The sequence below is a fragment of the Streptomyces sp. NBC_00996 genome (assembly GCF_045162675.1).
Classification (GTDB): domain Bacteria; phylum Actinomycetota; class Actinomycetes; order Streptomycetales; family Streptomycetaceae; genus Streptomyces.
On record NZ_CP108723.1, the window covers coordinates 1,707,209 to 1,733,117 of the forward strand.

The following is a 25,909-nucleotide window of genomic DNA, read 5'->3' on the forward strand; positions in this document are numbered from 1 at the left end:
CCTCGGTTCCGCGGCCCTCGCCGCCGCATCACTCGCGCCCTCCCGCCGTACCGCCCCCTTGCCCGCCCCGCCGCGATCCGGCGCGCCCCGGACCGGTCCGCCGAGCCTCGGAAGCCTTGCGCCGATCCTGCAGAAACACGCGTGAATCGTGCAGGAAACGGAACGTTCACGGCCCCGACACTCGGTGGCAGACGTCCAGGACCCACGGCTCACGCGAAGGCGGACAACGATGAGGAACTTCGTCTACACCTCCCACCCCTCGCGGGTCATCTTCGGCACCGGAACGGTCGGCCAGGTCCGCGACGAAGTCGAGCGGCTCGGCTGCTCCCAGCGGCCCCGCAGGCGGATCCGCCGCCCTGCTCCTGGCCACCTACGGAATTCGCACTCTGCTCGTCAATAAGTACGGCTGGCTGGCCAACACCCCCCGCGCGCACATCACCAACCAGCGCACCATGGAGGTGCTGCGCGACCTCGGCGTGGACGCCGAGGCCGCCGCGGCCGGCAGCCCCGCCGAACTCATGGGCGACACCGTCCTGTGCACCGCCCTGACCGGCGAGGAGATCGGCCGGATCCGCAGCTGGGGCACCGGTCCGCACGCGGCCACCGAGTACGGTGCCGCCAGCCCCACGCAGATGATCGACCTACCGCAGACGTACCTCGAACCGATCCTGGTGAACAACGCCGCCGCGCGCGGCGCAAAGGTCCGCTTCGACACCGAGTTCCTCAGCCTGGAGCAGGACGCCGACGGTGTCACCGCCCTGCTACGGGACCGGGTGCGCGGGGACGAGTTCACCGTGCGGGCCCGCTACCTGATCGGCGCGGACGGCAGCCGCAGCCGGGTGGCGGAGCAGATCGGGCTGCCGATCGCCGGTCAGAGCGGCAAGGCCGGCAGCATGAACATCACCTTCAAGGCCGACCTGTCCCGGTATGTGGCCCACCGTCCGAGCGTTCTGTACTGGGTGCTGCGGCCGGGCGCCCACATGGGCGGCATCGGCATGGGCCTGGTGCGCATGGTGCGGCCGTGGAACGAGTGGCTGCTGGTGTGGGGGTACGACATCGACCAGCCCCCGCCCCGGATGGACGAGGCGACGGCCCGGGACATCGTCCACGACCTCGTCGGCGCCCGTGACATTCCCGTCGAGATCACGTCGAGCTCGTTGTGGACGGTCAACCACAGCTACGCCACGACATACTCGGCCGGACGTGTCTTCTGCGCCGGTGACGCGGTGCACCGGCACCCGCCGTCCAACGGTCTCGGTTCCAACACCTCCATCCAGGACTCGTTCAACCTGGCCTGGAAGCTCGCCATGGTCATCCGTGGTCAGGCCGGGCCGGCTCTCCTGGACACCTACACCGCGGAGCGGGCACCGATCGGCAAGCAGATCGTCGATCGCGCCAACCTGAGCCGCGACCAGTTCGGCCCGATCTTCGAGGCCCTGGGCCTCGACGGGTACAGCGGGGACGACGACATCGCGAACGGTCTCGCCGCATCCCGCAGCGAGACGGCCGACGGCACCAAGCGGCGACAGGCGCTGGAGGAAGCCGTCCAGCTGAAGAACTACGAGTTCAACGCCCACGGTGTCGAGCTGAACCAGCGCTATGTCTCCTCCGCGGTCGTCCAGGACGCAGGCCCCGCCGAGGAATGGGCAGGGGACCCGGAGCTGATCCACCGGCCCACGACGCGCCCCGGCGCCAAGCTGCCGCACGCCTGGCTCGTCGACAACGACGGCCACCGCCTGTCCACGCTGGACGTCGTCGGCAAGGGAATCTTCACGCTGGTGACCGGGCCGTCCGGCGGCGTGTGGGAGGCCGCCGCGGCCGCCTGCGAGTCCGCCCTGGGCGTCCCTCTCAAGTGCGCGCGCATCGGCGGCGAGAACAGCCGCGACGCCTACGGCGAGTGGCGCCGCGTATCGGAGGTGGCCGAGGACGCCTGCCTGCTCGTCCGCCCGGACGGATACATCGCCTGGCGGTCCGCCACGACTCCGCAGGACGAATCCTCGGCCAACGCCGAGCTGCTCGGCGCGCTTCGGACCGTGCTCCAGCGTTGACGGCGCGGCCCAGGACCAGGTCCAGGCCCCACACAGGACCACAGGAAGCAAGGCAGACGCCGGTCCGGCGAGCTGCCGGACCCGAACGGAGTGCAATGCCCATGGACAAGGTGGTTGCCACCGCCGAGGAGGCGCTGGCCGGCGTCGCGGACGGAGCGTCGCTGGCCGTCGGCGGCTTCGGCCTCAGCGGTGTCCCCAATGTGCTGATCCAGGCGCTGTACGCGACCGGCGCGGGCAGGCTGAGCGTGGTGTCGAACAATTGCGGTGTGGACGGCGGCGGCCTCGGCATCCTCCTCTCCGCGGGTCGCATCGCCCGTGTCACCGGCTCATACGTCGGCGACAACAAGGAGTTCGCCCGCCAGTACCTCTCCGGGGAACTGCTGCTCGAGCTGACGCCGCAGGGCACGCTCGCCGAGCGGCTGCGGGCCGGCGGCTGCGGAATCCCCGCCTTCTTCACCCCCGCCGGTGTCGGCACCCAGGTCGCCGAGGGCGGCCTGCCCTGGCGCTACGCACCCGACGGCACCGTGGCAGTGGCCTCACCGCCCAAGGAAACACGCGAGTTCGACGGGCGGCGTTACGTGCTCGAACACGGCATCACCACCGACTTCGCACTGGTCCGGGCCGCCAAGGGCGATCGCCACGGCAATCTCGTCTTCCACCGCTCGGCCCGCAACTTCAACCCGCTCGCCGCCATGGCCGGCCGCGTCACGGTCGCCGAAGTGGAGCACCTGGTCGAGCCGGGCGAGCTGGACCCGGACGAGATCCATCTCCCCGGCGTCTTCGTCCAGCGGGTGGTCGAACTGACGCCGGAGCAGGCCGCGGACAAGCAGATCGAACGGCGCACGATTTCCGCGCCTCCGGCACAAAGGACGGGGCGACGCTAATGCCTTGGACCAGGGACGAGATGGCCGCACGAGCGGCGGCCGAAATCCAGGACGGCGACTACGTGAACCTCGGCATCGGACTGCCCACGCTGGTGCCCGAGCACATCCCGACGGAGGTGCATGTGGTGCTCCAGTCGGAGAACGGCATCCTCGGTGTCGGCCCGTACCCGGCCGACGAGGACGTGGACCCGGACCTCGTCAACGCGGGCAAGGAGACGGTCACGGTGCTGCCGGGCGCGAGCTTCTTCGACTCGTCGTTGTCCTTCGGGATGATCCGAGGCGGTCACATCGACGCGGCGATCCTGGGAGCCATGCAGGTCTCCGCCGCCGGGGACCTCGCCAACTGGATGATCCCGGGCAAGATGGTCAAGGGCATGGGCGGTGCGATGGATCTCATCCACGGCGCCCGGCGGGTGATCGTCGTCATGGACCACTGCGCCAAGGACGGCAGCCCGAAGGTCGTGGAGGCCTGCACCCTGCCCCTGACCGGCAGGGCATGCGTCGACCGCATCATCACCGACCTGGGCGTCCTGGACGTCACCGAGGACGGGCTCGTCCTCGTCGAGACGGCTCCCGGCGTCAGCGCCGACGACATCGTCAGCCGTACCGCCGCGCGCGTACGAGTGCCCGACACCGTCAGGTGACCGTGGATCGGCTCCCCCCAATCGCCCGCCGGCCGGGATTCCCGGACAGCACCCCGGACCGGCGGGCCGGCATCAGCCACCGTCCGTATCTCCCCCTCCAGCACAAGGAGTCCCGATGAACGAGCGCCTGCGGGACGTCTACGTCGTCGACGCCGTCCGTACACCGATCGGCCGCTATGGCGGGGCGCTGTCCTCAGTGCGCCCCGACGACCTCGCCGCAGGCGTGCTGCGCGGTCTGCTCGACCGCAGCCCCGCGCTGGACCCGGCCCTCATCGGCGATGTGCTCTTCGGAAACGCCAACGGTGCCGGGGAGGAGAACCGCGACGTCGCACGCATGGCCGTCCTGCTCGCGGGCCTGCCCGTCACGGTCCCCGGAGCCACCGTCAATCGGCTGTGCGGCTCAGGGATGGAGGCCGTCATCCAGGCCGCCCGCGCGGTGGCGCTCGGCGACGCCTCCATCGCCGTCGCAGGCGGAGTGGAGTCCATGAGCCGCGCCCCCTGGGTCCTGCCCAAACCCGACCGGGCCTTCCCTGTCGGCAACCAGCAGCTGTACTCCACCACTCTGGGCTGGAGGATGGTCAACCCGCGCATGCCCGAGGAATGGACCATCCCGCTCGGCGAGAGCGCCGAGCTGATCGCCGACCAGTACGGGATCACCCGCGAGACCCAGGACGCCTTCGCGCTCGCCAGCCACGAGAATGCCGCGCGGGCGTGGAAGGACGGTGCGTACGACGCCGAGGTCGTCCCCGTCGAGGGTGTCGACCTGCCACGCGACGAGGGCATCCGGGACGACACGTCCCTCGAGGCGCTGGCCCGTCTCAAGCCCGTCTTCCGTGAGGGCGGCAGGGTCACGGCCGGCAACGCCTCGCCGCTCAACGACGGCGCGGCGGCCCTGCTGCTGGCCGACGAGGCCGGGCTGGCCGAAATCGGCCGTGAGCCGCTGGCCAGGGTCCGGGCCGGCGCCGTGACCGGCATCGAGCCGCAGTACTTCGGTCTCGGCCCGGTGGACGCCATCCGCAAGGCACTGACGAAGGCCGGGCGCGACTTCGGCGACCTGCACACCATCGAGCTCAACGAGGCCTACGCCGCACAGGCGTTGGGCTGCCTCGCGGCCCTCCCCGACCTCGACTCCGACCTCCTCAACCCGAAGGGCGGCGCGATCGCCCTCGGGCATCCCCTCGGTGCCTCGGGCGCCCGGATCACCGGAGCGGTCGCCCACCAGCTCTCGGCAGCGGGTTCGGGCACGGGTCTGGCCGCGCTGTGCATCGGGGTGGGACAGGGCCTGGCCCTCGTCCTGGAACGCTGACTGACGCCCTGCGGTCGGTGCCCCGCTCCCCGGGGAACGTGGAGGCGGGCGACCGACATGTAGGGTCTCGCGCTCGGCTTCATATGGCGGCTCTGCGCCCTGCGCCTTCCGCGCTGTCACAGGCTGCTTCATCGGTGGGCCCTCTCAACTCCACTGCACTTCCCCGTGGTTCGCCAGGCCACCGATGAAAGTGCACGCCGCCGACCTGCGGCGACGGCCTTCTGTCGGGTTGCGGGAGGCGGGTGACATTCGCGTGCCGGGCAGCGACTGTGCGCATTCGGAGGATCTCGTCGTGATCCTCACCTCGCCCTCGACGGATGCCCAGGTAGTACGCCCTGCTTCGGTGCCTGGAAGCCGCCGATCTTCTGCTCGAGCAGTTCGGCCAGCCGCAGCGGGGTGCGGTCCTCGAACATCGGACCGATGAGCTGCACTCCCACCGGCAGACCCTCAGGGGACCGGCCCGCTGGTATGGCGGTGGCGGGCAGACCGGGCATGGTGGCCAGACCGGCCCAGACGAGCTGGTCCAAGTACGGGTACTCGACGCCGTCGATGTCGATCCGGCGTTCCAACAGATTGGGGTTGTGGTCGTGCGGGAACGCGGGAGTAGGCGTGATCGGGCACACCACGGCATCGAACTCGGCGAAGAGCTGCCGCCAGCCGTGGCGGTGGAGCTCGCGACGGCTGTTCGCCTCGATCCAGTCGCGGTGACTGAACACCATGCCGCGCAGCCGCGCCGCGTCGAGACTCCGGTCGTCTGCGCTCAGTCCGGCGGCGCGGGTCCGCAGCTGCTCGTACGCTTCGACGGGAAAACGTGCAGCGGAGCTCGAAAACAGCAACTGCGTGTAGAGCATCGCGGCTTCGGTCAGATCGGGCAGCAGCGGAATGTGCCGCTCGACGCGGGCGCCGCCGTCGACAAGCGCGTCGGCCACCCGGTTCACGCCCGCCCGCACGGCGGACCCGGTCGGAATGGACGGATGCTCGTCGAGGACCAGGACCCGGAAGTCGCAGAGCCGCTCGTGGCGCGCGGGCGGCAGCGTCAGGTCGTACGCCACACCGAGCGTCAGCGGGTCCGGTCCGGCCATGACGTCGAGCAGGAGCGCGAGGTCGCGGGCGGTGCGCGCCATCGGACCGACGACGGCGAGGTCAAGGTCGGCCGGCAATGCAGGCGCGGGCGGCGGGACCATACCGCGGGTCGCCGCCAGCTCGAGCGTCGGCTTGTGGGCGTAGACACCGCAGAAATGTGCGGGGGTGCGCAACGAACCGCCGATGTCGGAGCCGATGGACAGCACTCCGAATCCGGACGCCAGGGCCGCCGCTGATCCGCCGGAGGATCCCCCCGGCGTGCGACCGTGATCCCACGGGTTATTGGTGGTGCCGTAGATCTCGTTGAAGCTCTGCACATCTTGCAGCCCCAAGGGCACATTGGTCTTCCCGAGCACCACCGCGCCTGCGGCCTTGAGTCGCGACACCTGCACCGCATCCTCGGCCGGCATGTAGTCCCGGTGCAGCGGCATGCCCCAGGTCGTGGGCAGCCCGGCGATGTTGTAGGACTCTTTGACCGTCACCGGAATTCCGAGCAGCGGCCGGTCCTCACCGCGGGCGCGCGCCTGGTCGGCGCCGCGCGCGGCGGCCCGTGCACGGTCGAAGTCCGGCACGCAGATCGCGTTGATGGCCTTGTCGTCCCGCTCAATACGGGCGATCGCCTCGTCGGTCAGTTCCGCCGAGGTCACTTCACCTGCACGCAAGGCCGCCGCGAGTTTTTCGGCCGTCTGAAAATTCCACTCCATGAATCCGACCGTATCGGCCACTGGAAGAGGCCATGAAATGCCGCTTCGCACAACGGGTTGGGTGTCTCAATACTCGGCAGTCGGACACTTCAGCGACGTCCCGCGGGTCCGGCGCGCGCAGTGCGGAGTGCCTCAGCCAGTGAGGGCGACCTTCCGCTCATCCCCACCCCGGCCACGGTCGTTCCACGAGGGCGCCGAGAGAGAAATCGGCCTCCCGCTACTGCCTGCGGCGAAGTGGTCGGACGGGAATCCGTCCTGGTGCGCGGAGCGCTCAGCCTCCGGGAATGGTCGCCCGCCGCACGCTGTTGGTCCGCTGGACAGCACCTGCACAGACTCCAAGGAGGCCGACCGTGTACGGCGACCCGGCAACGATCCGCAAGATCCTCACCGAGCTCGGCGACACCTGGGCGATCGTCGGCCTCTCGACGAACGAGCGGCGCGCGGCATTCCGGGTGGCAGACGTCCTCCAGCGTTTCGGCAAACGCATCGTCCCCGTCCACCCGAAGGCCGAGACGGTCCACGGTGAGAAGGGATACCCCACCCTCTCTGCGATCCCCTTCGAAGTGGACGTCGTCGATGTGTTCGTGAACGGCGACCTCGCCGGCCCCGTCGCCGACGAAGCCGCCGCCATCGGCGCCAAGGCCGTCTGGTTCCAGCTCGATGTCGTCGACGAGGCCGCGTACGACAGGACCCGGGCAGCGGGGCTCGACATGGTGATGGACCTCTGCCCGGCCATCGAGATCCCTCGGCTCGGCTGACCGGTCGCCGCCCCACGCGCAAATGCAGTTGACGTCCCGTGGGCGGCACCGGTTTCCTGCACCCCGTGTACCTCCTTCGCATCGAGCAGCCGGACGACGAAGCCCGTCTCAAGGACTGGCAGCATGTCCACAACGTGATCGTCCCGCCCGCCGCCATGTCGCTCCACGACGTACGGGAGCGCGTCCGGCGCAACCACCTGGAGGTCGCGTATCTCGGCGACGTCCTGGTGGGCTGCACGACGGTGCGCCCGCCCACGCACGACACCGCCACGGCCACGGTGATCGCTCGCGTGCTCGCCGAACACCGCGGGCAGGGCTTCGGCGAGGAGCTGTACGCACGCGGGCTCGAGCAGGCGCGCACGCTGGGCGCCGAGGTGATCGAGACGGTCGTCCTGGCGGCCAACGAGGACGGTCTGCGGTTCGCGCAAAAGCACGGGTTCGTCGAGATCGAGCGGTATGTGCTGCCGGGCGAGACCGCCGAGTGGATCGATCTGCGGCTGGCCTGAGGCGGTCACTTCCCCCGGTCGAGGAAATCGGCGACGGTCCCGATGAAACTGTCCGGATCGTCGAGCCACGGGAAGTGACCGGCGTCCGGCTGGACAGTCAGCTCGACCCGCGGGAAGAGTTCCGCGATGGCCGCGGCGACGCGCGGCAACGGGCCGCTGTCGAGCGCGCCCACGAGGAGCAACACCCTTGCGTCCCAAGCGGCGACGACCGCGCGGGCCTCGGCGGGACGGAACGCTCCGCTGGACGCGTAGAGTTCGGCGGCCTCCTCATTGGTCTGCTCGACGTCGGTCGCGGCATGCGCCCGGGCGGCCTCGTCCCAACGACCGTAGAAGAACGGGGCGGTGGCGTCCCAGTCGGCGTCGCTCACGAGACCGGCCCAGACCCGTTCGTAAGCCTCGTGGGCTGCCTCGAACCACGGCTCCGCCTTGCGCAGGGCGGCCGCCTCCCTGCGGTGCTCCTCGGTGAAGTCGACGCCGAGGGCCCGCGCACGGCCGGTGACGAGTGTGAGGGAGCGGACGAGCCCCGGGTACCCGGCCGCGTACAGGAGGGCGAGGTCGCCGCCCGCCGAGTGGGCGAGCAGGTCGACGCGTTCAAGCCCGAGGTGCGCACGGAGTGCCTCGACGTCGTCGACCTGCCGGTCGCAGCGGTAGGTCGCCGGGTCGGCCGGGATGCCGGAGTCGCCGGTGCCCCGCAGGTCGAGCCTGATCAGCCGGCGGTGCCGTGCCAGTCCACCGAGGTCGCCGAGGTAGGCGGAGGCGCGCATCGGCCCACCGGGCAGGCAGAGCAGGGGCTCGCCCTCCCCCGTTGCGTGGTAGGCGAGTTGGGTCCCGTCGGGGGCGGTGAAAGTGGGCATGGCGCCATCCTGCTGACCATGCGACGATCACGGCAAGCGGTTTGCGCGGCGGGCGACGGGACAGCCGCGCACGCGCCCCGCCCTGCCCCGCCGGGACTCCGTCGGGGCCTCGCCCGCGTCGAGACCGCGCGCGGGGGCGACGGTGGCGGCGCCGCACTGGGATTCGCTCAGGCCGGGCTCTGTTTCCTGGCCTGAGCGGCCGTGGTGGCGTACGGCATCCATCTGGTCGTGCCCCAGTTCCACTGAACGACACCGACGATTGAGGGGTACGGCGACCACGGGGCGTACGGCCTCCCGGTCGTCCTCAGTCGTGCGCGGGACGGTCGTTGATGCGGTGGTCGGCAAGGCTCAGTGCCTCGTCGACCACCCGGCGCAGATGACCGTCGCCGAGCGAGTAGATCACCCGGCGGCCTTCCTTCCTGGTGTTCACGAGCCCGGCGAGCCGCAGCCGGGCCAGATGCTGACTGACGGCGGGACGCGCGGCACCGCACGCCTCCGTGAGCGTGCTGACGTCGGCCTCGCCGCCGGTCAGGGCATGGAGCAGGGCGAGACGGGTGCGATCGCCGAGGAGAGCCAGGAGTTCGGCGGCGAGCGCGAACTGCTCCTCGCCGGGGGTGCGCGGGTGCGCATCATGCGCAGGTGATAGGTGCATGCGTGCGCTCATACGCACATAATGGCCCCGTGGACACCGACACGTCCACTCCCGCACGGCGGAAGGGGCCCCACGTGAGCGATCGGCACTACCACGAGCACGCACACGAAGAGCCGTACGAGGACGGGAACGGCCACCGGCACCCGCACAGCCACGAGCACCCGCACGGACACCAGCACGGCCCCGATCACCCGCACGACCACGACCGCCCTCACCAGCCCCGGCACGGGCACGCCCACGCTCACAGCCACCCGCGCCCTCACGCGCACACCACCCTCGTGAGCCGCCTGCGCCACCTCCTCACCCCCCACTCCCATGAAACCGCCGACAAGCTCGACTCCGCCCTGGAGTCGTCGGCCCGAGGCATGCGGGCGCTCTGGCTCTCCCTGACCGTCCTCGGCACAACCGCCTTGGCGCAAGCGGTCGTTGTGGTCGTCTCGGGATCCGTCGCGCTGCTCGGGGACACCGTGCACAACACCGCCGACGCGCTGACGGCCATACCGCTCGGGATCGCCTTCGTACTGGGCCGCCGCGCGGCGACACGACGCTTCACGTACGGCTACGGGCGGGCGGAGGACCTCGCGGGCATCGTGATCGTGCTGACGATCGCCGCGTCCGGGACGTTCGCGGCCTGGACGGCGGTCGACCGCCTGCTCGACCCGCAGCCCATGCGGCACATCCCGGTCGTCGCGGCGGCCGCCCTCATCGGCTTCCTGGGCAACGAGTGGGTCGCGCGACACCGCATCCGCGTCGGCCGCGAGATCGGCTCCGCGGCGCTCGTCGCGGACGGACTGCACGCCCGAACGGACGGATTCACCTCACTCGCCGTGCTGGTGGGCGCGGGCGGGGCCGCCCTCGGCCGGCAACTCGTCGACCCGCTGGTGGGGTTGGCGATCACGGCCGCGATTCTGCTGGTGCTGCGCAATGCCGCCCGCGAGGTCTTCCGGCGCGTGATGGACGCCGTCGAACCGGAGTTGGTGGGCCGCGCCGAGCGCGCGCTCCGGCAGGTCGAGGGGGTACGCGACGTGGGTGAGCTGCGGCTTCGGTGGATCGGCCACCGACTGCGGGCCGAAGTCGCGGTCGTCGTGGACGGCGAGGCGACCGTCCGCCGGGCCCATCGCATCGCCGTGGACGCCGAACACGCCCTGCTGCACGCCGTCCCGAAACTCACCGCCGCCCTGGTCCACGCCGATCCGGCACCGGCCCCCGGCGAGACGGATCCGCATCTGGCGCTGGCCCACCACACGCCGTCGTCATCAGGAGGCGGCGCCGAAGTCTGAGGGGCACCAGCTTCCGGCCGCGCGGGATACACGATCAGCAACGGTGGGTACTCGCCGGACCAAGGACGGGATCGAAGCCGCGTCGGACACGGCGCGCGGCGCCTGCGGCACACTGATCCCGGGCCTGATGGGTCCGCACCGGTGGATGCTGGGCGAGGCTGTCGTCGAAGAGCCTGAAGCGCCGTGTCAGAGCGCCCGTTCGAGGTGGCGACACAGCCGCGTGCTCTCCTCGATCGGCGAGGCCGCCCTCACACGCCGAGTCCGTCCAACACCACCGCGTTCGGCAGTTCCGCGAACACCTTCCCCGGCACCAGCAGCTTCCCGCGCCGTCGACCACTGCCCACCAGGACGTACGGCAGCTCGATGACAGCCGAGTCCACCAACACCGGCCAGCCGCCCGGGAGTCCGATCGGCGTGATGCCGCCGTACTCCATGCCGGTCTCCCCGGTCGCCGTGTCCATCGGCGCGAACGAGGCCTTGCGGGCGCCCAGTTGGCGGCGAACCATGCCGTTGACGTCGGCGCGGGCGGTGGAAAGGACGACGCACGCGGCGAGCGTGGTCTCGCCGCCGCGCCTGCCCGCGACGACCACGCAGTTGGCGGACTGGTCGAGCAGCTCGGGGCCGTAGTGCTCGACGAACGTGGCGGTGTCGGCCCACTGCGGGTCCGTGTCGACGTAGACGATCTGCTCGGCGGGGATGCTGCCCCGCCACTCACGCACGGCGTCGGCGACCGGACGGGTGAGTTCGTCGAGGCACTCGGGGGCGGGCGTGGCGTGGTCGAAGTGTCCGATGGGTGCGCGCATGACCGCACGCTAACAGCCCCGTGGGCGCCGCCCGCCGGGTGTCTCACTGCACGAGCGGGACGGACACCGCCATGACCATCTCGACCGGGACGTCGCCGTCATTGCCGTACGTGTGCGGGGTGTTGGCCTCGAAGGAGGCGCTCGCGCCCTCGGGGACGCGGTGCTCGACTCCGTCGACCGTGAGGGTCAGCTCGCCCGCCATGACATGGACGAGCTCGACGGTGCCGGCGGGATGCGGGTCCGAGGGGCTGCCCTCGCCGGGCATGAGCCGCCAGTCCCACATCTCCAGCGGGCCGGGCGCCTCGGTGCCCGCGAGGAGCCGGTTGTAGCTGCCCGCGTCCGTGTGCCACAGGCGTACGGCCTGCTCGGCCGGGACGATCCGGACCTTGGGGCCCTGCTCGTAGTCGAGGAGGGTGGTGATGCTGACACCGAGGGCGTCGCCGATCTTGACGACGGTGCCCAGACTGGGGTTGGTCCTGGCCTGCTCGATCTGGATGAGCATGCCGCGGCTGACTCCGGCGCGAGCGGCTAGCGCTTCCAGGGTGAAGCCGCGCTCGGTGCGCCAGCGCTTCACGTTGCGCGCCAGGGACTGAGTCAGCAGGTCGAGGTCCGACACATTCCGTCCAATATTCTGGATGACATAGTTCAATCCGGTGAACTATCGTGTGGTGCACCTGATCGTTCACCGAACTGTACTGCGAGGTACCCCGTGACGGCACTCTTCGCCCTGGCCACCAGCCTCCTGTGGGGCCTGGCCGACTTCGGCGGAGGCCTCCTGACCCGGCGTACTCCCGCCCTCACGGTGGTCGTCGTCTCGCAGACCATCGCGGCGGCGGTGCTGGGCGCGATCGTGGTCGCCACCGGGGGCTGGAGCGCGGCGGGGCCGCAGCTGTGGTTCGCGTTCGCCGCCGGACTGGTGGGACCGGTCGCGCTGCTCTCCTTCTACAAGGCGCTTGCCCTCGGCCCGATGGGGGTCGTCTCCCCGCTCGGCTCGCTGGGCGTGGCCGTCCCCATCACCGTGGGACTCGTCCTCGGTGAGCGTCCCGGGCTCACGCAGTTCGCGGGCATCGCGGTCGCCGTCGTGGGCGTCGTGCTCGCCGGCGGACCTCAGCTGCGCGGCGCCCCCGTGCAGCGGCAGGCGATCCTCCTCACGCTGCTCGCGGCGCTCGGTTTCGGCACGGTGTTCGCGCTGATCGCGGAGGCGTCGTCGTCGGTGACCGGGCTGTTCCTCGCACTGTTCGTCCAGCGCGTGACCAATGTGGCGGTGGGCGGCACAGCCCTGTTCGTCTCCGTGAGGCGTGGTACCCGGGCCCTCCCCGAGGGGGGTTTCCGCTGGGGCTCCCTCCCCGCGCTCGCCTTCGTAGGCCTCGCCGATGTCGCGGCCAATGGCACGTACTCGGTCGCCGCCCAGCACGGCCCGGTCACCGTCGCCGCCGTCCTCGCCTCGCTCTATCCGGTGGTCACGGCCCTGGCCGCACGCGGCATCCTCAGCGAACGGCTGCGCGGGGTGCAGGCGGCGGGCGCGGGCCTCGCGCTGGTCGGCACAGTACTGCTCGCCACCGGTTGAGCGCCCTGAGGGCTCAGGACTCGGCGCGCACGTCTCCGGAGGTGCCCTCGGCATCGAGGTCCAGTTCCGCCAGACGCGCCGCGGTCTCCTCGTCCATCCCCGACAGCGCCAGCAACTGCTCCGGCGTCACGCCGTCGGGAATGGGCACCGGCGCCGGTGTCCGCAGCGGCGGTTGCCACCCCTGCACCGGGTCCCAGCGCCGCACGACGCGCGCGGGTGCGCCCGCCACGACCGAGTGGTCCGGCACCACGCCGCGGACCGCCGCACCGGCCGCCACCACGACATTCCGTCCGATCCGCGCCCCCGGAAGGATCACCGCCCCGGTCCCGATCCAGCAACCGGGCCCGATCTCCACCGGCTCCATCCGCGGCCACTGCTTGCCGATGGGCTCGTGCGGATCGTCGTAGGAGTGGTTGGTGGACGTGACGTACACGTAGGGCCCGAAGTAGCAGTCGCTGCCGATGGTGACCGTCGTGTCGGCGATGACGTGACTGCCGCGGCCGAGCACCACGCCGTCGCCGATGCGCAGGATCGGGTCGGGGCCGAGGTCGAGGTCGGGCATCAGACCGGCGGTCAGCGTGACCTGCTCGGCGACGATGCAGTGGGCGCCGAGGTGGATCCACTGTTCCCCGAAGACCGTGCCGAGCGGGAAGGCCAGTCTGGTACCCGTTCCCATCGCGCCGAAGCGGAATCGCCCGGGGTGCTCGGCCGTGACCGCACCCGTGCGCTGCACCCAGGCCCAGCCCGCGTGGACGGCGCGCTGCGCGAGGCGGCGCCGCCATGATGAGAACGTGTTCTTGCTCCTGGGCACCCGCTCACGGTACTCAGCGCACGGCACGCCGATGAGCTCGTACGGCTGTGATCTTCACCCCACCGGGGCCGGGACCGATGGCATACGGTGCCGGTGTACCGAACTACGAGGAGACGGTGATGACGCAGCAGGCGCTGATCATGGGGATCGGCGGCAAGGATCCGCAGGTGGACCAGGAGGCGTTCGCGGCGCCCACGTCCGTGGTCATCGGGGACGTCACGCTGCACGCGGGCGCGAGCGTCTGGTACGGCGCGGTGCTGCGCGCCGACTGCGGGCCGATCGTCATCGGCGCCGACAGCAATGTCCAGGACAACTGCAGCCTTCACGTGGACCCCGGATTCCCCATCTCCATCGGCGCGCGGGTCTCCATCGGGCACAACGCCGTGGTGCACGGCGCGACCGTCGAGGACGACTGCCTGATCGGCATGGGCGCCACCGTGCTGAACGGCGCGGTGATAGGCACCGGTTCGCTGGTGGCCGCGCAGGCCCTGGTACCGCAGGGGATGCAGGTGCCCCCGGGCTCACTGGTCGCGGGCGTCCCCGCCAAGGTCAAGCGTCGGCTGACCGACGAGGAGCGTGAGGGCATCTCACTGAACGGCACGCTGTACGTGGAGCTGGCGAAGGCACACCGCGAGGCGCACGACGCGGGGTAGGAAGAGCGCTCCGTAGCGGCGCGGGGAACTGCGTGACCAGCCACCGGCGGGCGCAGTTGCGAACCGAGGGAACCTACTCGGCGGCGGGCACGGGCTCGGGCTCCGCCTCACGCTCAGCGGTGGCTTTCCTCGCCTTGCGGCGGACGATCAGCATCGAAGCGAGCCCGATGAGCACCGCCGCCACCAGCCCGAGCCAGGAGAACCTCTTGAGCCAGGACTCGGCGACCACACCGACGTAGTAGATGACCGCGGTCGTACCTCCGGCCCAGATGATGCCGCCGAGCACGTTGGCGATCAGGAACTTCCAGTACGGCATCCGCAGCACACCCGCCAGCGGACCCGCGAAGATCCGCAGCAGGGCGATGAAGCGGCCGAAGAAGACGGCCCACATCCCCCACTTCTGGAAGGACCGCTCGGCGGTGGCGACATGGCCTTCGCTGAAGTGCTTGGGGAATTTGGCGCCGAGCCAGGCGAGCAGCGGCCGTCCCCCCTTGCGGCCGATGGCGTAGCCGATGGAGTCACCGACGATCGCGCCGAGGCTGGCGCACGCCCCGAGGATGACGGGGTTGATGCCCGCGTGCTGCGAGGAGAGCAGGGCCGCCGAGACCAGGATGATCTCGCCGGGCAACGGGATGCCCAGGCTTTCCAGGCCGATGACCAGGCCCACCAGCGCATAGATGCTGACCGCGGGCACTGTCTCGAGCCACTCCTGGACGTGCAACGCCGGTTCCTCCGTATCGCTGTGCGTGTTCCGGGCGTGCACCGTACGTGTGCGGTTCGTGATCACCCGGCGTGCGCTCCCCCCTGGGCGCACGCCGGGCAGCCTACCTGGTCCCTCTTACGAGGCGGAGTCCCTGAGGTCGCACCGGTGCGCGTGAGCGGCCGTGGTGCTGAGGGTGTTTCCGCCCGCGGAGGCGGTCCGCAGCGAGAGCACCGCCCCCGTGCGGTCGGGCATCGCGGGCTGTCCGTCCGCCCGGGGCACGCCGCCCCGGATGAAGGATCCCCAGTACTGCACCATCTGCCTCGACAGCACCCGCTGCTCGGTGTTCAGCGGGGTCTCGAGCCCGAAGTGCTTGAAGAGGTACTGCACCTCGTTGACGTGGGTCGCGCCGAAGTCGAAGTCCGTGTGCAGATTGCGCAGCGAGGCAAACGGCGGCGAGGTGCGGTCGGCGAACTCGTACGAGTAGACCGGACCACGAGCCGCGAGCGCGCCGTCGAGCCGGAGCGCCGGGCAGGCCATCAGGTAGTCGCCGACGGCGGTGCCGTACGCGATCGTGGGCGAGGGGTAGTCCGACAGCGGGTAGCGCCGGAGCACCCGCCCGCCCTGGTCCGCGCCGAAGGCCGCCTTGACGACGACCGGATACTGCTCGGCGGTGAGCGGTGTCCCACTCGCGTCGAACTGGCCGAAGGCGAACAGCCGCCCCTCGTCCTCGTTCGCCCCGTTCAGTACGGGCACCCGGGCGGCGGCCCCCTTCGCGTACACCTCGAAGGGCTGCACGGGCAGGAAGTCACCGCCGACGACGGGTCCCCAGTCGAAGTCGGCCTGCGCGGCGAGGATCTCCTCGGAGGACTTGCCCCGCAGGCAGCCGAGCGAAAGATCGGCACAGCCCACCTTCTTCGCGAAGGCGGCGCCGGCCGAGACGGCCGTCTCGTGGGTGCGTGCCGCGCAGTTCCCGTACGCGCCGCTCTCGACAATGCCCGCGCGATACAGGCCGTTCGAGGTCGGCGAGGCCATCTGGGTGCAGACCGAGCGGCCGCCGGCCGACTCGCCCGCGATGGTGACGCGTCCCGGATCGCCGCCGAAGCGCCCGATGTCGGCCCGCACCCAGCGCAGCGCGGCCTGCTGGTCGAGCATCCCGAAGTTGCCCGAGATCCCGTCGTGCGCCTCGCCGTCGAGTCCGGCCGTGGCGAGGAAACCCATCGCGCCGAGCCGGTAGTTGACGGTCACGACGACCGCGCCGGTCTGCCGGGCGAAGGTGTCGGGCACGATGTCCTCGCCCGCGCCCGCGGTGAGCCCGCCACCGTGCAGCCAGACCATCACCGGACGCCGTCCGGCGCCGTCGGGGACGTACACATTGAGGTCCAGGCAGTCCTCGGTGTGGCTGGGCTGTTCGTAGCCGGGGTCCCAACTCGCCGTCTGCACACAGTGCTTGCCGAAGTCCTTCGTGGTGCGCACACCGTGCCAGGGCTCGACGGGCCGAGGGTTCCTCCACCGGAGATCGCCGACGGGCGGCTCGGCATACGGGATGCCGAGGAACTGCCGTCCCTCGGTGGCGGTCTCGCCGCGGACCCAACCCGCGTCCGTGCGCACGAGGGTATGCCGCGCAGCCGAAGCGGAGGCGGACTGGGCCGGTGCCGTGGCGCCGAGGACGGCGGCGCCGAAGAGACATGGACGGCAGGCAGGCCACTACCCCCGGGGGGGGGGCCGGCGACCTGCCTTGCGCACACATGCCACCCGACGCGGCGGCGCGGTGCACCGCCAACGGCAGGGGCAGAGCGGTCCCGCATGAACGGCCAAGGGCCTCGACCAGGTCGTACGACCCGGCCGAGGCCCTGCGCAAGGCGTGTGGCTCAGCTGTTCGGGCGGAGCGTCCAGACAACGGTCATCTCACCGGTCACTGCACCGTCACCGCGCTGGATGGCGATGGCGACGGGGAACTCGGGGCGCTGCCCGGCGTCGAGTTCGGCGACGACGTCGGCGGCGGGCCGGCCGAGCGTCGCGGTGGCCGTGACGGGTCCCATCGCGAGCTTCTTGTACGAGATTTCGGCGCTGACCGCGAGCGGCACTGCGCGCGACAGCTGCTCCCCGAACGCGGCGAGGACGATCGCCCCGCTCGCCGACTCCCCCAGCGTGAACATCGCTCCGGCGTGCGGCCCGCCGACATGGTTGTGGTAGTCGCTCTGGTCCGGCAGCGCTACGACCGCCTTCTCCGGACCGGTCTCCACGAACTCGAGGTTCAGGGTCCGGGCCATCGGCACGGTGGCGGCGAGCATCTCGCCGATCGTCATCTGGTCTGCGCTCATATCGCCACGTTACCCACGAGTAGCAATCCTTGACCAGTACCCGATGATGATCGCCGTATCCTTACGCCGCATGTGGCCAGGAGAGCAGCCGCCAGGGGGCGCGCAGAATTCGCAGCAGAATGCCGGCAGCGGGCAGCCGTACGCGGGAGGCGGGCAGCCGAATCCATATCAGCAGCCGGGGTACCAGCAGCCCAATCCGTACCAGCAGCAACCGCAGCCATGGAACGCCCCGACGGTCACGGCAGGTCCCGCGGGACCGCCGCCGACGGGCGGCGACGGCAACAGGACGAAGGTCATCGCGATCGTCGCGGCCGCGGCCGTCGTGATCGCCGCCGGAGTGACCGGATTCGTCCTGCTCGGCGGCGGCAAGGACGACAGGACCGACCCCGAGCCGACCAAGTCCCCGTCCCGGCAGTCGAGTCCGGCGAGCGATCCGCGAGGCACCGACGGTGCCGAGAAGCCGACCGTCGCCGGCTGGAAGACCGTGGTGAACCCCAAGCGTGGCATCGCCTTCGACGTGCCCGCGCAGTGGGGACTCAAGTCGACCGGCTGGGTCACCTACGTCTCGAAGGACGACGACCCCGAGGACAAGCCCCTCATCGGTGTCGGAGCCCCCGCGCTCCTCAAGGAGCAGTGGTGCGGCACCGACGAGGACAAGGACGGCACCAAGGAGTACACGATGCTCGCGGGCGCCGGAACCAAGCGCAACAACGGTGCGAAGAGCCCCGAGGAGGCCGCCCGTGACGACGCGGCCGCCTGGGTCTACGGCGCCTACACCCAGCCCGACAAGAAACTTGTCACGCCCGGAGCGGTGGAGTCGTACACGACGACGTCCGGACTCAAGGGCAGCCTTGCCACCGCCTCGTCGTCGAGTGTGAAGAAATCGAAAAAGTGCGCCACCGACGGGAAGGCCACCGTCTTCTCCTTCAAGGAGCCTTCGGGCGACATCGTGTCGTGGGAGTTCTTCGGCGCCAAGGGGGTGTCCGAGGAGGTACCGGACGCGACGGTCCGCAAAATCGTCGCCACCGTACGCCTTTACAAGGTCCCGTCCAACTCCTGACCGGTACATGCCTGACGAATCGCGGTGACCGAAACGTGTCACAGGCAGCACTAGGGTTACTGCCCATGTGGCCAGGACAGCAGCCGCCCGGGGGCGAGCAGAACCCGCAGGACCAGAACCCGTACCAGCAGCCGGGGTACCAGCAGCCGAATCCGTACCAGCAGCCCGGATATCAGCAGACCGGCGGCCAGCCGGGATATCAGCAGCCCAACCCGTACGGGCAGCCGCAGTGGGGGGCTCCGTCGGAGCCCCCCGGCGCGCCGCAGGCCTCGGGGGGCAACGGCGGTGGCGGGAACAAGACCAGGATCACGGCGATCGTCGCGGCGACGGCCGTCGTGATCGCGGCCGGGGTCACCGGGTTCCTGGTCCTGGGCGGCGGCGACAAGGACGACAAGGCGGGTGGCGATCCGTCCAAGTCCCCCAAGCCGTCCGTCTCCTCTTCGCCGAGCGAGAGCGGTGGTGACGACAACCCGCGCGGCGGCGACGAGGAGAAGGCGACGATCGCGGGCTGGAAGGTCGTGGTGAACCCGAAATGGGGCACCGCCTTCGACGTACCCGCGGACTGGGAGGTCAAGACTCCCGGCACCTTCATCGGCTTCGAGGACGAGAAGAAGGGCGACGGCTCCTCGCTGATCGGGATGTCCGCGCCCGCCTTCCTCCAGGAAAAGTGGTGCACGTCCGACGACGACAAGGACGGGTACGAGAACGACACGGCGCTGGCCGCCGCGGGCACCAAGGGGCAGAGCGGTGCCAAGAACACCGACGACCCCGCACGCAACGACTCGGCGTGGTGGGTCTTCGGTGGCTACACCGACCAGAAAAGCGCCTCCAAGAAGCTGCTCACCATAGGCAAGCCCAAGCCGTACACGACGAAGTCGGGCGTCAAGGGCAGTGTCGCGACGACGTACTCGACCGGTGTCCCCAAGAAGGGCAAGTGCGACTCCGACGGCAAGGCGACCACGTTCGCCTTCAAGAACTCGGCCGGCGACTTCGTGTCCTGGACGTTCTACGGCGCCAAGGGCGTGTCCGACGAGGTGTCGGACGCGACCGTGCAGAAGATTCTCAGCACGGTACGCCTGCACGGTGATCCGACGGATTCCTGAGCCGCGTACGGCAGCTCAGGGGCCTCCTGGGCACACAGCACGCTGCCGTCCTGGCCAGGGGGGAACATCATGGAGCAGCTTCAAAGGCTTGTTGTCCGCTACCGCGATTGCGAACAGACGCCCGTGCGCTTCCGTCCCGGAACGTGGCGCTCACGGCTGGATCCACACGGAGCAGCGCACGTACTGGATATCGGCGTCGAGTACGCGAACGGTTCGAGCGGGGACCGACTCATCAGCAGGGGCGACTTGGTCGATCTACGTGATCGCGTTGGTGACGATCCCGATAGTCTGCGTGACCTGTTCGTGGCCGTCATGATCTGGGGCTCGGGCACTACCAACGGACGCGGGCCGCGGTACACCGAAGCAGCCCTGTCCGACGCCCGCATGCCCGCTGTTCTCCAGACCACGCGCGAAGCGGTCCGACAAGGTGACCTGCGCGAGGCCTACCGACGGTTCGTCCTCAGTGGGGTGGGGCGGTCCTTCTTCACGAAGTGGTTCGCTGCCGTGGACGAACGCGACGGCATGTGCGGTCGGGCCCTGATCCTCGACGATCGGGTCTTTCGTTCGCTGAACGCCCTCGGGTGGTCCAGTTGGAAGGCGGCCGGCACTCGTCATTGGCCGACCCGATACGCCACCTACGTCAGCTTCGTGCACGGTTGGGCCTCGTCTCTGGGAGTCACGGCCGACCGGCTTGAGTGGCTTCTCTTCCATCTGAACGGTCGCGTGGACGAACCTGAGCTTGGGAAGCTCGGGCTTTCTGGGGGAAAGTTCCGCACTGACCTGCGGCGGAGTAGTGTTCCAGCTCTGGTGATCCGTGGCTGAGTCCTCGCTGTTCCCCGTGAGTCCCCGCAGGATCTGGCACGCAACTGGCACGCCCCCGAAGCGCCTTGGGCGGAGGCCGGCCTTGGTGTCGTCTGAGCCTCAGCCGACGACCGTCAGCCACGATGGCGGGTGTGCCGAACGATCACGCACGTGTGCCACGGAAGCCACCACCGGACTCAGCCACGCTGCCCGATGGCGTCCGTAGAGCAAGCTGCGACGGCGGCAGCGTGCAGCGAGCCTGCGGACCGGCAAGGAGTACTGGCGCTACGAGCGCCGGGACTCGAACAACCCTGCTGTGTGGTCGTTCGGGATGTCGGAACGCACCGTGACTCCGGTGCCGGACCTGGTGAGTGGGTCAGCCGATGCTGAAGGCCCCGTCGGGCGGCTCGGGTGAAGGGACCGCGTTCTCGTCACGAACGGGTTCGGCAGCGCCGATGAACTCCCGCAGTGCGGGTCCGTGTTCGACACGCGCAGGGAAGGCGTCGGAGGCGGTCCGGCGGGCGAGCGTAGCCGTGTCGAGGGGGCGGTGGGACGCCACGAGCACCGCGTTGCCGAAGCGGCGGCCGCGCAGGACGCCCGGTTCCGCGATCAGCGCCAGCTCCTCGAACACCGTGGAGAACGTGGCGAGTTGGGAGCGGAGGAAGGCGAAGGGCGCGGCGTCCGCGAGGTTGGCGAGGTAGACGCCGTCGGCGCGCAGCACCCGCTCGGCGGCGCGCGCGTACGCGGTGGAGGTCAGGTGCGCCGGTACTCGTGTGCCGCCGAAGACGTCCGCGATCATGATGTCGGCGGAGTCGGGCGCGGCGGCTTCGAGCCAGGCACGGGCGTCCGCGCCGTGCAGGGTGATGCCCGAACCGTCGGCTACGGGCAGATGCTCGCCGACCAGGGACAGCAGACCGCGGTCGGCCTCCACCACGTCCTGCCGCGAACCGGGCCGGGTCGCGGCGACATAGCGGGGCAGGGTGAGCGCCCCGCCCCCGAGGTGCAGCACGTCCAGGGCCGCTCCCGGTTCCACCACCGTGTCCAGTACATGCCCGAGCCGTCGCGCGTACTCGAACTCCAGATGCGTCGGCGCGTCCAGATCGACGTACGACTGGGGCGCCCCGTCCACCGTCAGGAGCCACGCCCGCTTCCGGTCGACATCCGGCATCAGCTTGGCGGTCCCGTGATCCACGGCCCGTGTCACGGGTATCGGCTCGTCCACGGGTCCATTGTGCCGTCATACCTCCCGAGACGGGGGGTCGTCCCCGTCCCGGCGACGGCCCCCCGTCTCAGCCCTGCCACACCTCGGCGGCTTCCGCCGCGTGTACGGCGGCCTGTTTCCGCCCGGCTCGTGCCGCGGCCGCCCGGACCTCGGGGTCCAGGGGGTTGCGTCCGAAGGACTGCTTCGCGTCACGGTCGGGCGCGATGACGGCGACGCGGGCGCCGTTCTCCGTGAGCCTGCGGCCCTGCTCGGCGGCCGAGGCCAAGGGGCCGCCGCCCGCCGCGACGGGAGCCAGGACGACCACGCGCGCGTACCCGGCGGCGAGGTGGGCGTTGGCCGGCGAGTGCGTGCCGCCGTCCATCCAGCGGCGGCCGTCGATCGTGACCGGCGGCCATGCTCCCGGCACCGCGCAGCTCGCGGCCATGGCGTCCACGAGCGGCACCCCGCTGTCCTTGTCGAAGGCGCGCAGCTCGCCGGTGGCCGTGTCGACGGCGGGCATGCGCAGCGGCCGCGTCGGCCACTCGGGCGCGGCGAGTCGGCTCTCGATCGCGTAGCGACGCGACGCCTCGTCCACCGTGCGGGCCGCCAGTGCCATCCGGCCGATCTTCCGGCCGTAGTCCTCGGGGGTGCGCGACGTCAGCGTCGCCCAGGCATAGCGAGCGTAGGCGCCCGCGCCCAGGCGTGCGGGCAGCTCGCCGCTCTGCGGGCCGAGTTGACGCTGGTACAGCTCCAGGAGGGTCAGCCGTCCCGAGGCGAGCTGAGCGCCCACGGACGAGCCCGCCGACGTACCGATCACCACATCGGCGTCGCTCAGGTCGACACCCGCCTCCAGGAGCCCGTACAGCATTCCGGCAAGCCAGCCGATCCCCCCGCTGCCCCCGCCGCCGAGCACAAGTGCCTTGTCCCCCATGGCTGTTCCCACCCCTCGGCTCGGTGCCCCTGACGCTCCGTCTGCGATCAGTCTCGCGCACGGCACCGACATCGGTACGAGCGGGTGCCCGCCCCTCTCGGGGCGGGCACCCTGGTCCCTCGGCCGACGCTCAGCCGACCGACGTCACCGTCCCCGCACCGACCGTCCGGCCGCCCTCGCGGATCGCGAAGCCCAGGCCGGGCTCCAGCGGGACCTCGCGCCCGAGCTCCACCGTCATCGTGACGGTGTCGCCGGGACGCGCGACCGCCGTCTCGCCGAGGTCGACGTCGCCGACCACGTCCGCGGTGCGGATGTAGAACTGCGGGCGGTACCCGGTGGAAACGGGTGTCGTGCGTCCGCCCTCGCGCGTCGACAGGACGTACACCTGCGCCGCGAAACGGCGACCGGGTACGACACTGCCGGGCGCGGCGACGATGTGCCCGCGTCGCACCGCGTCGCGCGGAACACCGCGCAGCAGCAGCGCCACGTTGTCCCCGGCCTGCGCCTCCTCCATGGGCTTGCCGAAGGTCTCCAGACCGGTGACCACCGTGTCGACGGTGGCGCCGAGCACTTCGACGCGGTCGCCGACCCGGATCGTGCCGCGCTCCACGGCACCGGTGACGACCGTGCCGCGGCCCGTGATCGTGAGCACGTTCTCGATCGGCAGCAGGAACGGCGCGTCGAGATACCGCTCGGGCATCGGCACGTAGGTGTCCACCGCGTCGAGCAGCGCGTCGATGGCCGCCGTCCAACGGGGGTCCCCCTCAAGGGCCTTGAGACCGGACACGCGTACGACGGGTACGGCTTCGCCCCCGTAGCCGTGCGCGGAGAGCAGCTCGCGGACCTCCAGCTCCACGAGGTCGGTGAGCTCCTCGTCGCCCGCGTCGGCCTTGTTGAGGGCGACGACAATGTGGTCGACGCCCACCTGCCGGGCGAGCAGCACGTGTTCGGCGGTCTGCGGCATGATCCCGTCGAGCGCCGAGACGACGAGGATCGCCCCGTCGAGCTGGGCCGCGCCCGTGACCATGTTCTTGACGTAGTCGGCATGGCCCGGCATGTCCACGTGCGCGTAGTGCCGGGTGTCGGTCTCGTACTCGACATGCGCGATGTTGATGGTGATGCCGCGAGCGGCCTCCTCCGGCGCACGGTCGATCCGGTCGAACGGAACGAAGGTGCCGGAGCCACGCTCGGCGAGGACCTTGGTGATGGCTGCGGTCAGGGTGGTCTTGCCGTGGTCGACGTGACCCATCGTGCCGATGTTCAGGTGCGGTTTGGTGCGCACGTAAGCCGTCTTGGGCATGGCTGTACCTCGAAGCCTCTTCAGTGTCAGCGGAACTGAGTGATGGCCCCGGCGCATACGGGCCGGGACGGGGACCCCAAGGGCTTGCCGACCCTCCCCCTGCGGGGTCCGCCGGACGATCCGGGAAGGGTCAGCTTCGGGCGCCGTCGACGGCGGCCACGATGATCGGGACGGCAGCCTTCGGGGCATCCGCGACTGCGGATGCTGCGAGGAGGAAGGCGTACCGGAACATGAGGAGATCATCGCCGACGCGTCGGCCCACGTCGAATGGTTTTCGGCGCCCGGGAGTCGGGGGTTTCGGGTGGTGCGTCCGGATGCTGAAGGTGCCTCAGGCGCCGATGTTCTTGAGTGCCTCGCGCACGGACAGCGGCGCGAGCCTCCCCTGCTCCCGGGCGACGAAGTCCCGCACGGCCTGCGGGTCCGTCTTCGCGTACTCGCGCAGACACCAGCCGATCGCCTTGCGGATGAAGAAATCGGGGTGCCCGGACTGGCGGACGCAGTACCCGAAGAGGCGCTCGGTGTCGCTGGCGTCCTTGTAGCGGAGCTGGTGGAGCAGGGCCGTACGCGCGACCCACAGGTCGTCGTCCTCGATCCACGCGTCCATGTCGGTCTTCAGCTTCGGGTCGGCTGCCACCAGGCCTCCCACTACGTGGGAGGCGAGTGCGTCGACGGTGTCCCACCAGGGGACCGTGCAAACCAGGTGGCGCGCCAACGGCAGGAAGCCCGACGACAGCCGCTTCCCATGACGGCGCAGATAGTCGACGGCGAAGTAGTGGTACTCGCGCTCGGGCAGATCCCAGCAGCGCAACGCGAGCGCCGTGCAGTCGGCCTCGTCAGGTCGGGCGGTGTCCTGGAGGACGGTCCGTGACAGGGCGCGACGCTCGGGCGTGCTCAGCCCGAGGAAGGGCGCGACGTCCTTCATGTACGCGCGCATCGCCGCGGCCCGCTCCGCATCGGCGGCCGCGGCGTACGTGGCCGTGAGCCGTGGCAGCACGGTGTCCGCGACAGCGCTGTTCGGCACCTCGAACCGCACACCTGAGGTTCCGGAAGCTGTGACGCCCATGAGACGAACCATACGGCGATCACACACACTGGTCGGTTAGTGTCGCCGAATGCTCGATGCCACCACCCGCTCTGGGGGCACCGCCACGGCCACTCCCCAGGCCGCCGCCACGGAGCTCTCCGTCGCCACGGACCTGACCGTCGCGGTGGAGCTCGCCGTCGCCGCACCCGCCGTCCTGACCGCCGCACGCATCGGCCTGACCACCCGCTGCACGAGAGCACTGCTCTCGCCCTGGTCGCGGCTCTCCCTGCTCGTGGTGCTGCTCGCGGCGGCCGCGTCGAGCGTGCTGCTCTTCGAACCGCAGCGGCTGCTCGCCGACGGCTGGCCGCCGCAGCTCGGCGGTGCCGCGGCGGCTGTCGCGTTCGCCGTGGCGTACGGGCTGTGCACGGTCGCGTTCGTGCCCCGGCCGCTCCTCAATCTGGCGGCGGGCGCCCTCTTCGGCTCCCAACTGGGCCTGGGCACCGCGCTCGTGGGCACCGTGCTCGGTGCCGGTGTCGCCTTCGGGCTGGGCCGGATCCTCGGGCAGGACGCACTGCGCCCGTTGCTGCGCACCCGCTGGCTGAAGGCGGCGGACGGACAGCTCAGCCGGCACGGCTTCCGGTCGATGATGGTGGCCCGGCTGTTCCCCGGGGTGCCGTTCTGGGCCGCCAACTACTGCGCGGCCGTCTCCCGCATGGGCTGGTTGCCCTTCCTCCTCGCGACGGCGCTCGGCTCGATCCCGAACACCGCCGCCTACGCCGTCGCCGGCGCCCGGGCCTCGGCACCGACGTCGCCCGCCTTCCTCGTCGCGATGGGCTTCATCGCCGTACCGGCCCTGGTCGGAGCGGTGGTGGCCTGGCGCAAGCGCCACCACCTGCGCGGCCGCTGAAACAC

25 protein-coding genes and 1 pseudogene are annotated in these 25,909 nt (G+C 70.7%); 13 read left to right on the forward strand and 13 right to left on the reverse strand.

The window, feature by feature from the left end; genetic code table 11:
- Positions 1-329: 329 nt before the first annotated feature.
- The 4 genes and pseudogenes from OG390_RS08240 to OG390_RS08255 form a co-directional block, all read left to right on the forward strand.
- Positions 330-2,048, forward strand: a pseudogene (locus tag OG390_RS08240) (FAD-dependent oxidoreductase); the annotation flags it as partial.
- Between the two features lie 101 nt (positions 2,049-2,149).
- Complete coding sequence (locus OG390_RS08245) at positions 2,150-2,932, forward strand: CoA transferase subunit A (protein ID WP_406166280.1); 783 nt, start codon at positions 2,150-2,152, stop codon at positions 2,930-2,932.
- Positions 2,932-3,576, forward strand: a complete 645-nt coding sequence (locus tag OG390_RS08250) for a CoA transferase subunit B (RefSeq protein WP_406166282.1) — start codon at positions 2,932-2,934, stop codon at positions 3,574-3,576. Before OG390_RS08245 ends, OG390_RS08250 begins: the two co-directional genes overlap by 1 nt.
- 115 nt (positions 3,577-3,691) lie before the next feature.
- Positions 3,692-4,882 carry a thiolase family protein gene (locus tag OG390_RS08255; protein WP_406166284.1) on the forward strand — a complete coding sequence of 397 codons (1,191 nt, stop codon included), beginning with the start codon at positions 3,692-3,694 and terminating at the stop codon, positions 4,880-4,882.
- Positions 4,883-5,181: 299 nt separating this feature from the next.
- Here the strand turns inward: OG390_RS08255 and OG390_RS08260 are convergent, their stop codons facing one another.
- Positions 5,182-6,669, reverse strand: a complete 1,488-nt coding sequence (locus OG390_RS08260; protein WP_406166286.1) for an amidase — start codon at positions 6,667-6,669, stop codon at positions 5,182-5,184.
- A 350-nt stretch (positions 6,670-7,019) separates the two neighbouring features.
- Here OG390_RS08260 and OG390_RS08265 point away from each other — a divergent pair, with 350 nt between their 5' ends.
- Complete coding sequence (locus OG390_RS08265) at positions 7,020-7,427, forward strand: CoA-binding protein (RefSeq protein ID WP_406166288.1); 408 nt, start codon at positions 7,020-7,022, stop codon at positions 7,425-7,427.
- 65 nt (positions 7,428-7,492) lie between these two features.
- Complete coding sequence (locus OG390_RS08270; protein WP_406166290.1) at positions 7,493-7,933, forward strand: GNAT family N-acetyltransferase; 441 nt, start codon at positions 7,493-7,495, stop codon at positions 7,931-7,933.
- A 5-nt stretch (positions 7,934-7,938) separates the two neighbouring features.
- On the opposite strand, the gene OG390_RS08275 is transcribed toward OG390_RS08270, so the two are convergent.
- Both OG390_RS08275 and OG390_RS08280 read right to left on the reverse strand, forming a co-directional pair.
- On the reverse strand, positions 7,939-8,787 hold the full coding sequence (locus OG390_RS08275; RefSeq protein WP_406166292.1) for an alpha/beta fold hydrolase: 849 nt from the start codon (positions 8,785-8,787) through the stop codon (positions 7,939-7,941).
- A 304-nt stretch (positions 8,788-9,091) separates the two neighbouring features.
- Entirely contained in the window at positions 9,092-9,451 is a 360-nt protein-coding gene (locus OG390_RS08280) for an ArsR/SmtB family transcription factor (RefSeq protein WP_406166294.1), read from the reverse strand.
- 62 nt (positions 9,452-9,513) lie between these two features.
- Between OG390_RS08280 and OG390_RS08285 the strand changes: the two genes are divergently transcribed.
- Positions 9,514-10,719, forward strand: coding sequence for a cation diffusion facilitator family transporter (locus OG390_RS08285; RefSeq protein WP_406166296.1), 1,206 nt, complete (start codon positions 9,514-9,516; stop codon positions 10,717-10,719).
- A gap of 248 nt (positions 10,720-10,967) precedes the next feature.
- On the opposite strand, the gene OG390_RS08290 is transcribed toward OG390_RS08285, so the two are convergent.
- Positions 10,968-11,522 (reverse strand): YbaK/EbsC family protein, encoded by a 555-nt coding sequence (locus OG390_RS08290; protein ID WP_406166298.1) that lies wholly within the window; start codon positions 11,520-11,522, stop codon positions 10,968-10,970.
- Positions 11,523-11,565: 43 nt separating this feature from the next.
- Positions 11,566-12,138, reverse strand: coding sequence for a helix-turn-helix domain-containing protein (locus OG390_RS08295; RefSeq protein ID WP_399080028.1), 573 nt, complete (start codon positions 12,136-12,138; stop codon positions 11,566-11,568).
- A 93-nt stretch (positions 12,139-12,231) separates the two neighbouring features.
- Between OG390_RS08295 and OG390_RS08300 the strand changes: the two genes are divergently transcribed.
- Positions 12,232-13,089: an EamA family transporter gene (locus OG390_RS08300; RefSeq protein ID WP_406166300.1), complete on the forward strand. Its 858-nt coding sequence runs from the start codon at positions 12,232-12,234 to the stop codon at positions 13,087-13,089.
- Positions 13,090-13,102: 13 nt separating this feature from the next.
- On the opposite strand, the gene OG390_RS08305 is transcribed toward OG390_RS08300, so the two are convergent.
- Positions 13,103-13,933, reverse strand: coding sequence for an acyltransferase (locus tag OG390_RS08305; RefSeq protein WP_406177559.1), 831 nt, complete (start codon positions 13,931-13,933; stop codon positions 13,103-13,105).
- A gap of 86 nt (positions 13,934-14,019) precedes the next feature.
- Here OG390_RS08305 and OG390_RS08310 point away from each other — a divergent pair, with 86 nt between their 5' ends.
- The gene (locus tag OG390_RS08310) at positions 14,020-14,553 is read left to right on the forward strand and encodes a gamma carbonic anhydrase family protein (RefSeq protein ID WP_406166302.1); all 534 of its coding nucleotides are present in this window, start codon (positions 14,020-14,022) and stop codon (positions 14,551-14,553) included.
- A 73-nt stretch (positions 14,554-14,626) separates the two neighbouring features.
- Here OG390_RS08310 and OG390_RS08315 read toward each other — a convergent pair whose 3' ends face one another.
- From OG390_RS08315 to OG390_RS08325, 3 genes are all read right to left on the reverse strand, one after another.
- Complete coding sequence (locus tag OG390_RS08315; RefSeq protein ID WP_399080416.1) at positions 14,627-15,274, reverse strand: DedA family protein; 648 nt, start codon at positions 15,272-15,274, stop codon at positions 14,627-14,629.
- A gap of 117 nt (positions 15,275-15,391) precedes the next feature.
- On the reverse strand, positions 15,392-16,864 hold the full coding sequence (locus tag OG390_RS08320) for a carboxylesterase/lipase family protein (protein WP_406166304.1): 1,473 nt from the start codon (positions 16,862-16,864) through the stop codon (positions 15,392-15,394).
- 260 nt (positions 16,865-17,124) lie between these two features.
- Positions 17,125-17,562, reverse strand: coding sequence for a DUF4442 domain-containing protein (locus tag OG390_RS08325; protein WP_406177561.1), 438 nt, complete (start codon positions 17,560-17,562; stop codon positions 17,125-17,127).
- Between the two features lie 85 nt (positions 17,563-17,647).
- On the opposite strand from OG390_RS08325, the gene OG390_RS08330 reads away from it, so the two are divergent.
- The 3 genes from OG390_RS08330 to OG390_RS08340 all read left to right on the forward strand — a co-directional run bounded on the left by OG390_RS08330 (position 17,648) and on the right by OG390_RS08340 (position 20,562).
- Positions 17,648-18,637: a hypothetical protein gene (locus OG390_RS08330; RefSeq protein ID WP_406166305.1), complete on the forward strand. Its 990-nt coding sequence runs from the start codon at positions 17,648-17,650 to the stop codon at positions 18,635-18,637.
- A gap of 65 nt (positions 18,638-18,702) precedes the next feature.
- Positions 18,703-19,740: a hypothetical protein gene (locus OG390_RS08335; protein ID WP_406166307.1), complete on the forward strand. Its 1,038-nt coding sequence runs from the start codon at positions 18,703-18,705 to the stop codon at positions 19,738-19,740.
- A 69-nt stretch (positions 19,741-19,809) separates the two neighbouring features.
- Positions 19,810-20,562: a hypothetical protein gene (locus tag OG390_RS08340; RefSeq protein WP_406166309.1), complete on the forward strand. Its 753-nt coding sequence runs from the start codon at positions 19,810-19,812 to the stop codon at positions 20,560-20,562.
- A 355-nt stretch (positions 20,563-20,917) separates the two neighbouring features.
- On the opposite strand, the gene OG390_RS08345 is transcribed toward OG390_RS08340, so the two are convergent.
- From OG390_RS08345 to OG390_RS08360, 4 genes are all read right to left on the reverse strand, one after another.
- The gene (locus OG390_RS08345; RefSeq protein WP_406166311.1) at positions 20,918-21,763 is read right to left on the reverse strand and encodes a spermidine synthase; all 846 of its coding nucleotides are present in this window, start codon (positions 21,761-21,763) and stop codon (positions 20,918-20,920) included.
- Positions 21,764-21,830: 67 nt separating this feature from the next.
- Complete coding sequence (locus OG390_RS08350; RefSeq protein ID WP_406166313.1) at positions 21,831-22,673, reverse strand: patatin-like phospholipase family protein; 843 nt, start codon at positions 22,671-22,673, stop codon at positions 21,831-21,833.
- Between the two features lie 130 nt (positions 22,674-22,803).
- On the reverse strand, positions 22,804-23,973 hold the full coding sequence (gene tuf, locus OG390_RS08355; protein ID WP_406166315.1) for an elongation factor Tu: 1,170 nt from the start codon (positions 23,971-23,973) through the stop codon (positions 22,804-22,806).
- 328 nt (positions 23,974-24,301) lie between these two features.
- Positions 24,302-25,036 (reverse strand): DNA alkylation repair protein, encoded by a 735-nt coding sequence (locus OG390_RS08360; RefSeq protein WP_406166317.1) that lies wholly within the window; start codon positions 25,034-25,036, stop codon positions 24,302-24,304.
- A gap of 49 nt (positions 25,037-25,085) precedes the next feature.
- Between OG390_RS08360 and OG390_RS08365 the strand changes: the two genes are divergently transcribed.
- Positions 25,086-25,904, forward strand: coding sequence for a TVP38/TMEM64 family protein (locus OG390_RS08365; RefSeq protein WP_406166319.1), 819 nt, complete (start codon positions 25,086-25,088; stop codon positions 25,902-25,904).
- Positions 25,905-25,909: the final 5 nt, after the last annotated feature.